This is a genomic window from Streptomyces lydicus (assembly GCF_000717345.1).
Taxonomy (GTDB): Bacteria; Actinomycetota; Actinomycetes; order Streptomycetales; family Streptomycetaceae; genus Streptomyces; species Streptomyces lydicus.
This window is the reverse complement of sequence record NZ_JNZA01000047.1, coordinates 1-12,357: the sequence shown is the minus strand read 5'-3', so window position 1 is coordinate 12,357 and position 12,357 is coordinate 1. Positions and strand designations below refer to the sequence as shown.

9 protein-coding genes are annotated in these 12,357 nt (G+C 73.7%); 5 read left to right on the top strand and 4 right to left on the bottom strand.

Annotated features, from left to right (window positions below; genetic code table 11):
• Window positions 1-170: 170 nt before the first annotated feature.
• Window positions 171-1,085, top strand: coding sequence for a hypothetical protein (locus tag OO62_RS32455; protein WP_228332564.1), 915 nt, complete (start codon window positions 171-173; stop codon window positions 1,083-1,085).
• A gap of 412 nt (window positions 1,086-1,497) precedes the next feature.
• On the top strand, window positions 1,498-2,373 hold the full coding sequence (locus OO62_RS32450; protein WP_033271262.1) for a hypothetical protein: 876 nt from the start codon (window positions 1,498-1,500) through the stop codon (window positions 2,371-2,373).
• Between the two features lie 5 nt (window positions 2,374-2,378).
• On the opposite strand, the gene OO62_RS32445 is transcribed toward OO62_RS32450, so the two are convergent.
• Window positions 2,379-3,077 carry a GntR family transcriptional regulator gene (locus OO62_RS32445; RefSeq protein WP_033271261.1) on the bottom strand — a complete coding sequence of 233 codons (699 nt, stop codon included), beginning with the start codon at window positions 3,075-3,077 and terminating at the stop codon, window positions 2,379-2,381.
• Window positions 3,078-3,251: 174 nt separating this feature from the next.
• On the opposite strand from OO62_RS32445, the gene OO62_RS32440 reads away from it, so the two are divergent.
• Complete coding sequence (locus OO62_RS32440) at window positions 3,252-4,091, top strand: (2Fe-2S)-binding protein (RefSeq protein WP_033271287.1); 840 nt, start codon at window positions 3,252-3,254, stop codon at window positions 4,089-4,091.
• 195 nt (window positions 4,092-4,286) lie between these two features.
• Window positions 4,287-5,378: a DUF2637 domain-containing protein gene (locus OO62_RS32435; RefSeq protein ID WP_033271260.1), complete on the top strand. Its 1,092-nt coding sequence runs from the start codon at window positions 4,287-4,289 to the stop codon at window positions 5,376-5,378.
• A 40-nt stretch (window positions 5,379-5,418) separates the two neighbouring features.
• Here the strand turns inward: OO62_RS32435 and OO62_RS32430 are convergent, their stop codons facing one another.
• On the bottom strand, window positions 5,419-5,784 hold the full coding sequence (locus tag OO62_RS32430; RefSeq protein ID WP_310717948.1) for an ATP-binding protein: 366 nt from the start codon (window positions 5,782-5,784) through the stop codon (window positions 5,419-5,421).
• A 325-nt stretch (window positions 5,785-6,109) separates the two neighbouring features.
• Between OO62_RS32430 and OO62_RS32425 the strand changes: the two genes are divergently transcribed.
• Entirely contained in the window at window positions 6,110-9,298 is a 3,189-nt protein-coding gene (locus tag OO62_RS32425; protein ID WP_033271259.1) for an alpha-mannosidase, read from the top strand.
• 63 nt (window positions 9,299-9,361) lie between these two features.
• On the opposite strand, the gene OO62_RS32420 is transcribed toward OO62_RS32425, so the two are convergent.
• Together OO62_RS32420 and OO62_RS32415 are read right to left on the bottom strand one after the other, a co-directional pair.
• Entirely contained in the window at window positions 9,362-11,104 is a 1,743-nt protein-coding gene (locus tag OO62_RS32420) for a pyruvate dehydrogenase (protein WP_033271258.1), read from the bottom strand.
• A 132-nt stretch (window positions 11,105-11,236) separates the two neighbouring features.
• Window positions 11,237-12,357: protein phosphatase 2C domain-containing protein (locus tag OO62_RS32415; RefSeq protein WP_033271257.1), on the bottom strand; the 1,121-nt coding region annotated here is incomplete at its 5' end.

Genomic DNA, 12,357 nt, shown 5'->3' with positions numbered 1-12,357 from the left:
GCGGCGATGCGCCGCGACGCGGCCGTTCAGGGCCGTTGGAGCCGCCCGGGCCGCCCTCCCGGTGATTGTGAAATCATTCACCCACCCCCTTGGCCCGGCGACGGAATTCGTGCTGAGATTCGCCCACGGCTTCCATTTTCCAGCTCGATGGCGCGCTCGGGGAGGGCAACGTGGCGGATACCGCCATGCCAGGATCCGCAGATTCCGCGGATTCAGTCAGTTCTGCGGATCCCGTCGATTTCACGGACCAGTTGAGGTCCACGGCCCCGGTACCGGTTCCGGTACCAGGACCGGCATCCGCACCGGAAGTACCGGAAGTACCGCCAGTCAGAGGGTTCGAGGGGGACGATCCCCTCGACCGCGCCGTGTGGCGCCTGCGCTCCCGCGGTTGTTGGGACGACGCGGCCGCGCTCCTCGAACCGCACTCCGTGGGGCACGCGTCCGCGGCACTGCGCCGCGCCGCCCTCCTGGTGGAGCGCTGCATGTTCACCGCCACCGGCTGGGCCGAGGCCGAGGACGCGCTGCGCAACGCCGAGGCGCTGGCCGGGGACGACGACGAGCGGGGCGGCGCGGCCTGCGAGCGCGGCCACCTGGCGTACGCCGCGACAGTCCTGGGCGTACGGGACCGGGCGGACGAGGCGCGCTCCGCGCTGGGCCGGGCCGCCGCACTGCTGGCCCCGGCGGCCGCCGGCCGTCCGCTGCTGGACTTCCGGCGCGGGCTGATGGCCGAGCACGTCGCCGACAGCCCGGACGCGGCCCGCGCCGCCTACCGCCGCGCACACGCCGGCGCCACCGCGCAGGGCGACGCCCTGCTGCTGTCCTTCACCTGGCGCCATCTGGCCGGACTCGCCCTGCGCGACGGCGAGTTGACCGAGGCCAGGCACGGTTTCGCGGAGTCGCTGCGGATCCGCGAGGAGCTGGGCTTCCTCATCGGTACGGCGCCCGCCCTCGCGGCGCTGGCGGACGCGGCGCCGGAGGGCGACGCGGACCGGCTGCGCGCCGAGGCCGCACGCCTCTTCCGCCTCATGGGTGGCGTCCCCACCTGGCTCGCCGACCATCTCTCCGCGGCTCCGGCGGCGACGTAGGGCGCGCCGCCCGCCGGGGTGCCGGCGTACCGGAACGGCCGGCCCGCCGCACGCCGCGGCGGGCCGGCCGTCTTCCGTACGCCTTGCCATGGCCCGCTCCTCCCGTGCTGTCAACCCCCCGTCGTCGGCCATGCGGGGCGAGGCGGCGAATGGCCGGATAACGACGGTCCTCGCGGCGGATCGGCCGGGGCACGACGGTTGCCGCCTCCCCCGGGCTTCGACGCGCCGGGCGAACGGGGAGGTGGGACCATGAGCCAAGGCCCTGGGGTAGGTGCACCCCCCTTGCACCTCCCGACGCCCCACAGGCCCCGAGAATGGCCGCAAGTCGCACTGTGACGCGGCGGTGGGGACACGATGCTGGTCCGGAACCGGCTGGGCCCTCCCATTCGCACAGCCTGTCAGGAGGCGATCCATGGCAGCAGCAGTGACCAGGACGACCACGACGACCGACTGGGGCAAGGCAGATTTCGAGGCGATCTACAACTGCCCTGATCCCCGTCGGTACTTCACCACCCTGCAACCCCTGGAGTACCAGATTCCGCACCACGGCCAGGCGGTCTTCCGCGCCGTGGCCGAGACCCTGCAACGGCACCGCGGTGCCCACCGCCCCCTGAACGTCGTCGATCTGTGCTGCTCATACGGGGTGAACGCGGCACTGCTCAACCATCGGCTGTCCCTCACCGACCTCTACGCCCGCTACACCGACCCCCGCCCCGACACCCCGACACCTGATCAACTCCGCACCGACGACCGCACGTTCTTCGCCACCCGGCGGCGCGCCGAAGCCTTCCGGGTGACCGGCCTCGACGCGGCCGGGCAGGCGGTCGACTACGCGCGGTCGGTCGGTCTGCTCGACGGCGGCTTCTCGGAGAACCTGGAGCTCGAAGAGCCGAGTCCGGCGTTGCGCCGCACGCTGGCGGACACCGATCTGATCACCGTCACCGGCGGCGTCGGCTACATCACCGCACGGACCTTCGGCCGGCTCGTCGAGGGGATGTCCACCCCGCCCTGGGTCGCCGCGTTCGTGCTGCGTGAGGTGCCCTACCGGCCGATCTCCGCGCTGCTGGCCCGGGCCGGTCTGGTCACGGAGAAGCTCACCACCCGTACGTTCCGCCAACGGCGGTTCGTGGACGGCGCCGAGCGGCGGGCGGCCCTGGAGGCACTGGCCGGGCGCGGTCTGTCCGTCACCGGGAAGGAGTCCGACGGCTTCTACCACGCCGATCTGTACGTCTCCCGGCCCGCCGCCGATGTCGCGGCATTCCCCTTGGTGGGCCTGCTGCCGGGCTGAGCGCGTCAGTGCGGGTGGCGCGCCACGGAGACGTGCTCGCGGGCGATCCGCTCGGCCACCGCGTACTCCTGGGCGATCAGGGCGTCGAGCAGCGCCGTGTGCTCGGAGGCGTCGGCCAGCAGCTCGGCCGTACGCAGCCGGGAGCCGCCGGCCGCCGACCAGTGGACCCGGCGCAGCAGATCGCCGGTGACCTCGGTGAGCCGGCGGTTCCCGGTGAGCGACATCACCGCCCGGTGGAAACCGTGGTCGGCTTCGGCGTAGCCGGCCCGGTCTCCGCGGGCGGCGGCCTCGACGCCCTCGGCGGCGAGCGGGCGCAGCTCCTCCCAGCGCTCCGGGGGCAGCGCCCGGGCCAGCCGGATGAGGGCGGGCACCTCCAGCATGGTGCGGACCTCGGCCAGCTCGGCGAGGTCGCGGGCACCGCGCTCGGCGACCCGGAAGCCGCGGTTGGGTACGACCTCGACGGCGCCCTCGCCCGCCAGCTGCTGCATGGCCTCGCGGACCGGGGTCGCGGACACGCCGTAGCGCTCGGCGAGCGCGGGGGCGGAGTAGACCTCGCCGGGGAGCAGCTCGCCGCCGATCAGGGCGTGGCGCAGCGCGGTCAGCACCTGGCCGCGGACGGAGTGCCGGCGGGGCACGGCGGGGCCGGCCTGCGCGGGCACCCAGGCCCGGGTGCGCGGCTGCTGTTCCGCGGTGCCCTGCTCCATGGCGGTCCCTTCTGACGTTCCCAGCACCATAGGCGGCCTCGGCCACAGTTCAAATCCGGGCGCCGGTCCAGGACGGCCCGCGGGCGGTCAGGACTGGCTCTCGGCGGGCGCGGGTAGAGTCTTCGGATAAGGTAAGGCTTACCTGCTAACGATCGCGATTCGGTGGTCTCCCGCATGACTTCTGCCCTCGCCGCCCCGCCCGTCGCCCACCCCGTCGCCGATGCCTACGCCCGGCTCTCCGCGGTGTTCCCCGGTCTGCAGGTGGCCACCTGGGGCGAGGCGCCGCCGGTGGGCGACGGTTGGGTGACGGCCGCCGGACTCGCGGCCGGCGGCGAGGCGCTCGACGCCTTCCTCGCCTGGGACGACGCACAGATCCTGCGGGACTACGGGCAGCGCGCCCGGCCCGATGTGACGGCCAGCTTCGCCCTGCACCGCTACGCCTGGCCCGCGTGCCTGCTGATCACCATCCCGTGGTTCCTGCACCGCCGGGTCCCGTACCTGCCCGTCGGGAACGTCTCCTTCCAGCGCGAGCTGGGCCGGATGGCGGTGCGTATCGACGCGTTCGGGTGCCTGCCGGACGATCCGGCCGCGGGGCTGCCCGGCGCCCGGGTCGTGGCGGACGAGGAGGCGCTGCGCGCGGAGGTGCGGTCCGCGGTGGCCGAGCACCTCCGGCCGGTGCTGGACGGGTTCCGCACCCGGATGCGGCGCGGCCCGCGGGCACTGTGGGGCATGGCGACCGACGAGATCGTCGAGGGCCTCTGGTACCTGGGCCATCTGCTGGGCGAGGAGCCGCGCGCGGTGGCCGAGCTGGAGCGGCTGCTGCCGGGCGCCACCGCGCCGTACGTGGGCAGCGCCGCGTTCCGGACCCTGACCGGTCCGCGCGGCGAGGCGCTGCCGACCCGCGACCGCGCCAGCTGCTGCATGTTCTACACGCTGCGCCCCGAGGACACCTGCGTCACCTGCCCGCGCACCTGCGACGCGGATCGCATCAGCCGCCTCACCGCAACCAGCTGACCCGCACACCACCCGTTCGAGTCGTCGTATTCGAACTCAACCCCCGCCCTTTGCAAGGGAGTTCGAGACGACACGCGCCAACTGCCGTGCCCTGGACCTCCTTGGCGTTCTCTTCCCTCGAAACCCCCTGGGCCGGGGGTGGATTCCGCCAGGATGTCGCGCGAAATCGCGTATCCAAGGCAAGGGATCCCCACCATGAGAACGACGGACATATCGCTGGACTGGCTCGTTCCCGGCGTGCTGTCGCTCGGCGCCGTGACGGTTGCCGCGGCGCTGGTGGTGCGCGGCAGACGCGCCGCCGCGAAGGCCGGCGGCGAGGACTCCTGGGAGCGCAGCGAGGAGCGCCGGCGCCGCAAGGAGGCGGTCTTCGCCTCCGCCTCCTATCTGTTGCTCTTCTGCTGTGCCGCGGTCGCCGCCGCACTGTCCTTCCACGGGCTGGTCGGCTTCGGCGTGCAGAACCTCGGCCTCTCCGGGGGCTGGGAGTACCTGGTGCCCTTCGGCCTCGACGGCGCGGCGATGTTCTGCTCCGTACTGGCCGTACGGGAGGCCAGCCACGGCGACGCCGCGCTCGGCTCGCGGATGCTGGTGTGGACGTTCGCGGGCGCCGCGGCGTGGTTCAACTGGGTGCACGCACCGCGCGGCCTGGACCACGCGGGCGCCCCGCAGTTCTTCGCCGGTATGTCGCTCTCCGCCGCGGTCCTCTTCGACCGGGCGCTGAAGCAGACCCGCCGGGCGGCGCTGCGCGAACAGGGCCTGGTGCCCCGTCCGCTGCCGCAGATCCGGATCGTGCGCTGGCTGCGCGCCCCCCGTGAGACCTTCGCGGCCTGGTCGCTGATGCTGCTGGAGGGCGTACGGACGCTGGACGAAGCGGTCGAGGAGGTCCGTGAGGACCGGCGTGAGCACGAGCAGAACCGGCTGCGCAGGCGGGAGCAGGGCAAGCTCGACCGGGCCCGCATCAAGGCCCTCAACCGGCAGCACCGTTCCTGGGGTCTCGGCCGCGGTGGCGGCCGGCAGCTGGCGATGAGCCCGGCGGCGGCCGGCCCGGGGGAGGTGGCCGGTCCGGACCCCGCCATAGCCGGCGAGTCCGTGCCACTGCTTCCCGGAGACCTGCCCGTGCGCTCCCGCCCGGCCCTCAAGGCCGTATCGGGCGCTGAGACCGACCCCTTCGACGTCTCGGCCGCCCCCCGGCGGACCGTGGATCTCACCGCCGAGGACGACACCCAGACGCTGCCCCGTCTGGACTCCCTGGAGGAGAAACTCGCCGAGATCGAACGGCACATCGGCTGACAGGTGGCGGACCGCGCCGGCCCACACCCCCCGCTTCCGGTCAGGCCGGTCCGCCGCCCAGCTCGAACCACACGCACTTGCCGAACCCGTCGGTGCGTATGCCCCAGGCGTCGGCCAGCGCACGCACCAGCATCAGCCCCCGCCCGGAGGTCCCGTCCGTCGTCGGCGCCTGCACCTCCGGACGCCCGCCGTCACAGTCCCGCACCTCCACCCGCAGCCGGTCGCCGACCCGGGCCGTGACCATCGCACCGCCCTCCGCGTGCACCAGGGCGTTGGTCACCAGTTCGCTGGTCAGCAGGGTCGCGACCTCGGCGAGTTCGCCGTCGACCGGTGCCGACCAGCGGCTCAATAACTGCCGCAGCTCCCGGCGCACCTCGCCGACCGCCCGTAGATCCGCTTGACGCACCCGGCGCTCCAGCACGCCCGGTGCCCGCGCCGCGGTCCCCCCGCCCCGGCCCGGCCCGTCCGTCTCCTGTGGTCTTTCCCGTCCCTCGCGCCGCACAGGCTGACGCATTCTCTCCCCCGCCCCCATGAACCTCGGCGTCCGGTCTCGAACAGCCTCACGGTCAGCATGCCCATCGGATCAGTCGCCATGCTTCCGCTTGCGGGTCGGCCGACTTCCGCTCCCCCGCGCGCCGTACGGGCCGGGCCCCAGTGGGTATGTCTGATCCGAGCCGGCCACGATCCCCGGCCGGGCCCCGGACGCGACCCCGTCCCTGTGAGGAGCCGCTGTGCACGACGACCGACTGCTGGTGGAAGGGCGCCTGGAGCGGGCGCTGGAGCAGTTCATCCGGCCCGCGCAGTACGCGGCGCGGGTGCCGCTGCGGCTCGCCGTCCGGCAGGCGCCCGGCACCGGGGAGCCCCCGGCACAGGGGGGTGCCTCCGGTTCGGGCACCGCCGAGGGCTCGGGGGACAGAGCCGGGGGAACGAGGCCGGTCGACGAGGCGCTGCGGGCCGCGTACGAGCCGTTCCGGGCCGGTGAACCGTGGGGTCCGCCGTGGTCCACGAGCTGGTTCCGGCTGGCCGGCGAGGTACCGGAGGACTGGGCGGGGCGGCGGGTGGAGGCCGTCATCGACCCCGGCTTCAGCGGCGACGGGCCCGGCTTCCAGGCGGAGGGCCTGGTGTACGACGCCGACGGCGTCCCCCTCAAGGGCATCCACCCCCGCAACCGGCACGTGCCGGTCGCCGCCCCGGCGCGCGGCGGCGAGGAGGTGCGGCTGCTGCTGGAGGCCGCCGCCAACCCCGCGGTGCTGCGCGACTTCCGCCCCACCGACCTCGGCGACATCCGCACCGCGCCGGACCGCCCGCTGTACGTCTTCGCCTCGGCGGACCTGGCCGTCCTCGACGAGGAGGTCTGGCATCTCGTCCTCGACATCGAGGTGCTCTCGGAACTGATGCACGAGCTGCCCGCCGACCGCGCCCGCCGGCACGAGATCCTGCGCGCACTGGAGGACATGCTGGACGCGCTCGACCTGCACGACGTCGGCGGCACGGCGGCGGCCGGGCGGGCCGCGCTGGCCGACGTCCTGAGCCGCCCGGCCGCCGCCGGCGCCCACCGCGTCTCGGCCACCGGGCACGCGCACATCGACTCCGCCTGGCTGTGGCCGCTGCGCGAGACGGTGCGCAAAGCCTCCCGCACCTTCGCCAATGTCACCCAACTGGCGAAGGAATACCCGGAGTTGGTGTTCGCCTGCTCCCAGGCGCAGCAGTACGCCTGGGTCAAGGAGCACCAGCCGCACATCTGGGAGCGCATCAAGGAGGCCGTGCGGGAGGGCACCTGGGCGCCGGTCGGCTCGATGTGGGTGGAGTCGGACGCGAACATGCCGGGCGGGGAGGCGCTGGCCCGGCAACTCGTGCACGGCAAGCGGTTCTTCCTGGAGGAGCTGGGGGTGGAGACCGAGGAGATCTGGCTGCCGGACTCCTTCGGCTATACCGCCGCCTTCCCGCAGCTGGCCCGGCTCGCCGGTGCGAAGTGGTTCCTGACCCAGAAGCTGTCGTGGAACCAGTCCGACCGGATGCCGCACCACACCTTCTGGTGGGAGGGCATCGACGGCACCCGGGTCTTCACCCACTTCCCGCCGGTCGACACCTACAACGCCCAGTTCCACGCCCGCGAACTGGCCCACGCGGAACGGAACTTCGCCGAGAAGGGCCGCGCCACCCGTTCGCTGGTGCCGTTCGGCTGGGGCGACGGCGGCGGCGGGCCGACCCGCGAGATGCTGGAGCGGGCCCGCAGACTGCGCTCCCTGGAGGGCTCCCCGCGCGTCGCGATCGAGCCGCCGGCCCGCTTCTTCGAGGCCGCCCACGAGGAGTACGGGGCGGCGGCGCCGGTCTGGTCGGGCGAGCTGTACCTGCAGTTCCACCGCGGGACGTACACCTCGCAGGCGAAGACCAAGCAGGGCAACCGGCGCAGCGAACACCTGCTGCGGGAGGCCGAGTTGTGGGCGGCGACGGCGGCGGTGCGGTCGGGCCCCGGCGGGCCGTACCGGTATCCGTACGAGGCGCTGGACCGGCTGTGGAAGACCGTGCTGCTGCACCAGTTCCACGACATCCTCCCGGGCTCGTCCATCGCCTGGGTGCACCGGGAGGCGCGCGAGACGTACGCGGCGGTGACGGCCGAGCTGACCGAGCTCACCGAGGCGGCGATCACGGCACTGGGCGCGGCCGGTCGCGGCCCGGGCGACGGCGCACCAGCCGTGTTCAACGCCTCGCCCTACGACCGGGACGAGGTCGTCGAGCTGCCCGGCGGGCGCCCGGTCCCCGTCCACGTCCCCGCCCTGGGCTCGGCCGTCGTCCGGCTTCCCGCACCGGACTCCGCCCCGCCGCCGGCGCCGGTACGGACGAGCAGCGAGCGGCGGGAGGGCACCGTCACCCTCGACAACGGGCTGCTCCGCGTCCGGATCGACGCCGACGGCCTGCTGGCCTCCGTACGCGATCTGCACGCCGGGCGGGAGGTCCTGGCGCCCGGCTCCCGCGGCAATCTGCTCCAGCTGCACCCCGACCACCCCACCCGGTACGACGCCTGGGACCTCGACCGGCACTACCTCCACCGGCACACCGACCTGACCGACGCCGAGTCCGTCGAGCTGCTCCCGTCCGGGCCGCTGTCCGCGACCGTGCGGGTGACCAGGGCGTTCGGTGCGTCGCGGATCACCCAGGAGCTGACCCTGCGCGCGGGCTCCCGTCGGCTCGACATCACCACCGACATCGACTGGCACGAGTCGGAGAAGGTCCTCAAGGCCGCGTTCCCGCTGGACGTCCACGCCGAACGGTCCACCGCGGAGATCCAGTTCGGGCATCTGCACCGCCCCACGCACACCAACACCAGCTGGGACGCCGCCCGTTTCGAGATCTGCGCCCACCGCTGGCTGCGCCTCGCCGAGCCCGGGTACGGCGTCGCCCTCCTCAACGACTCGACCTACGGCCACGACGTCAGCCGTACCCCGCATCCGCGGGGACTCGGCACCACCGCCCGGCTGACCCTGCTGCGGGCCCCGCACAGCCCCGACCCCGGGACCGACCAGGGACACCACCGTTTGACCTATGCGCTGCTGCCGGGCGCGGAGGTGGGCGACGCGGTGGCCGAGGGCCTGGCGCTGAACCTCCCGCTGCGGACAGCTGCCTCCGCACCGCCCGTCGCGCCGCTGATCCGCGTCGACCAGCCGGCGATCACCGTCGAGTCGGTCAAGCTCGCCGAGGACCGCAGCGGCGATGTGGTGGTCCGGCTCTACGAGTCCCGGGGCGGCCGGGCGACGGGCACGCTCTCCCCGGGATTCCCCGTCGAACGGGTCACCGTGACGGACCTGCTGGAACGCCCGCTGCACGACGAGGAGGAAGGACCGACCTCGGACGTCGCCCTCGCACTGCGCCCGTTCCAGATCCTGACGCTACGGTTGCGGCCGCAGCGGCACGGCGGGTAGCGGCGCCGGTCTCCCGTCGTCCGCGGGGAGGCCCGCCGGCAGGAGCCGCTGCCGTCCGCGCGCTCACCGCCGGGGGACGTTGCGCAGGTTGGACCGCGCCATCTGGAGCATCCGTCCCACGCCGCCGTCCAGCACGATCTTTCCCGCCGACAGCGCGAAGCCGGACACCATCTCCGCGCTGATCTTCGGCGGGATGGACAGGGCGTTGGGGTCGGTGACCACGTCGACCAGCGCCGGGCCCTTGTGCTTGAAGGCGTCGCGCAGTGCGCTGCGCAGCTGCTTGGGCTTCTCCACGCGCACGCCGTGCGCGCCGGCCGCGCGGGCGATGGCGGCGAAGTCGGGGTTGCGGTAGGTGGTGCCGTACGACGGGAGACCGGAGACCAGCATCTCCAGCTCGACCATGCTCAGCGAGGAGTTGTTGAACAACACCACCTTCACCGGCAGGTCGTACTGGACGAGGGTGAGGAAGTCGCCCATCAGCATGCTGAATCCGCCGTCGCCGGACATCGAGACGACCTGGCGTCGGCGGTCAAGAAACTGGGCGCCGATCGCCTGCGGCAGCGCGTTCGCCATCGAGCCGTGGCTGAACGAACCGATCACCCTACGGCGGCCGTTGGGGCTGAGGTAGCGGGCCGCCCACACGTTGCACATGCCGGTGTCGACGGTGAAGATCGCGTCGTCTGCGGCCTCCTCGTCCAGGATGGAGGCGACGTACTCCGGGTGGATCGGCGTGTGCTTCTCCACGTTGCGGGTGTATGCCTTTACCACGCCCTCCAGGGCGTCCGCGTGCTTCTTCAGCATCCGGTCCAGGAACTTGCGGCTGGTCTTCTCCCGCACCCTGGGGATCAGCGAGCGCAGCGTCTCGCGCACGTCCCCCCAGACCGCGAGGTCGAGCTTGGTGCGGCGGCCCAGGTGTTCGGGCCGGACGTCGACCTGGACGATCTTGACGTCGTCGGGCAGGAACGCGTTGTAGGGGAAGTCGGTGCCGAGCAGGATCAGCAGATCGCACTCGTGGGTGGCTTCGTAGGCGGCGCCGTAGCCGAGCAGACCGCTCATCCCGACGTCGTAGGGGTTGTCGTACTGGATCCATTCCTTGCCGCGCAGCGCGTGCCCGACCGGGGCCTTGACCCGCTCGGCGAACTCCATCACCTCGGCGTGCGCGCCGGCCGTGCCGCTGCCGCAGAACAGCGTGACCTTGCCGGCCTCGTCGATCATCCGGGCCAGCTTGTCGATCTCCGCGTCGCCGGGGCGTACCGAGGGCCGGGAGGTGACCAGCGCGTGTTCGATCGTCCGCTCGGGGGCCTGCTCGGCGGCGATGTCACCGGGCAGGGAGACGACCGCGACCCCGCTCTGGCCGATGGCGTGCTGGATCGCCGTCTGGAGCACCCGCGGCATCTGCCGGGTGCTGGAGATCAGTTCGCTGTAGTGGCTGCACTCGGCGAACAGCCGGTCGGGGTGGGTCTCCTGGAAGTAGTTGGTGCCGATCTCGCTGGAGGGGATGTGGGAGGCGAGGGCGAGGACCGGGGCCATCGAGCGGTGGGCGTCGTACAGACCGTTGATGAGGTGGAGGTTGCCCGGCCCGCAGGAGCCGGCACAGGCCGCGAGCTTGCCGGTGAGCTGTGCCTCCGCGCCGGCCGCGAACGCGGCGACCTCCTCGTGCCTGACCTGGATCCAGTCGATCCCCGAGGTCCGGCGCACGGCGTCCACGACCGGGTTCAGGCTGTCCCCGACGACCCCGTAGAGCCGCTGCACCCCCGCCCGCACCAGGATGTCCACGAACTGCTCGGCCACGGTCTGCTTCGCCATGTCTCTGTCGCTCCTTCGCCGGGTGGGGCGGCTGCCCGCTGACGGGTCCCCTGGCTGCCCTCCCATGAACCCACGGGTCGCCGGGGCCCGCCTCCGGGGTGCGCCTCCTCCGGTCCCCGCGTGCGCTCCGCGCTACGCCTCCCACACCGCGACGGCCGTGCGGTCCTTGGCGTGGCCCTTGGCACGCAGTTGCGCGGTGGCGAGGAACGGGACCAGGCCCGGCGGCTCGGGCGTGGACCACCGATCGGCCAGATGGGCGGCGAAGGCCGGCTCCTGCCGCAGGGGGTCGGCGAGTCCGGCGCTGCACAGCAGCAGGGCGTCACCCGGCCGGCCGAACGCCGCGTGGAAGAGGAACGGCTCCGGGCGCGCCGGGTACTCCGCCGTACCGGGGCCGTGCGGCAGACCCGGGCCGGGGCGGGCCGGGGCGTCGGTGACGGGGATGGGGGCTGGGATGGGGTCGGGTGTGCCGTGGTCCGTCGCGACCGGCTCCAGGTCGGTCCAGGCGCCGTCGCGCAGCCGGAACAGGCCGCCCGCACCGACACCGAAGAAGACCCGCGTCCGGCAGTCCGGGTCGGCGGGCAGCAGCAGGCAGCGCAGGGCCGCCGTGTACTGCTCCGGCGGGCCGCCGCGCTCCAGGGCCCGGGCGCGCAGCTTGCCGTAGCTGCGGTCGGTGAGCCGCTGAAGGCCGGCTTTCAGGTCACCGCGACGGTCCGCGCGGATGTCCTCCGCCAGTTGGGTGTAACTGCGGCCGACCGCGCTGCCGATCCAGCCGCAGGCGTCGCGCGCGGCGCGATGGGCGCCCTCGACGGCCGGCCGGCCGGTGGCCACCGCGACCAGGATCAGCGCGTGCCGGCCGGCACCGAAGCGGGCGGTGAGCAGCGCATCGCGGCGCACGTCGCCGCGGTAACGGGCGGAGTCGCCGCGCTGGGAGGCGGCGCGGAGGGTCAGCGAGCCGTACTGGGCACCCTCCAGCGCGGTGTCGGGCACCAGCTCGTCGAGCGCGGCGGGGTCGGCGGCGGGCAGCGCGGCCGGCTCGGCCTCGTAGGTGGGGGGCCGGTCACCGATGTACGTGACGGCCGGAGCCGGCGGGGGCGCACTCCGGGCGACCTCGCGCGGACGCGCCCCCGGGCCGGTGGCCTTGAGGGGGATCGGTTCGGAAGGCGGCGGGGGCGGCGACGGAACGCGCCTGGCGGGGGGCTCACCGGGCGGGACGGGGCCCGGCGTCGGCGTTTCGTCAGCGGGCGGGGCGGGGC

Excerpts from the sequence above, each read along its gene's own strand:
- OO62_RS32450 (WP_033271262.1), top strand. The coding sequence starts at position 1,498 with ATGGCAGCAGCAGTGACCAGGACGACCACGACGACCGACTGGGGCAAG.
- OO62_RS32445 (WP_033271261.1), bottom strand. The coding sequence starts at position 3,077 with ATGGAGCAGGGCACCGCGGAACAGCAGCCGCGCACCCGGGCCTGGGTG.
- OO62_RS32440 (WP_033271287.1), top strand. The coding sequence starts at position 3,252 with ATGACTTCTGCCCTCGCCGCCCCGCCCGTCGCCCACCCCGTCGCCGAT.
- OO62_RS32435 (WP_033271260.1), top strand. The coding sequence starts at position 4,287 with ATGAGAACGACGGACATATCGCTGGACTGGCTCGTTCCCGGCGTGCTG.
- OO62_RS32420 (WP_033271258.1), bottom strand. The coding sequence starts at position 11,104 with ATGGCGAAGCAGACCGTGGCCGAGCAGTTCGTGGACATCCTGGTGCGG.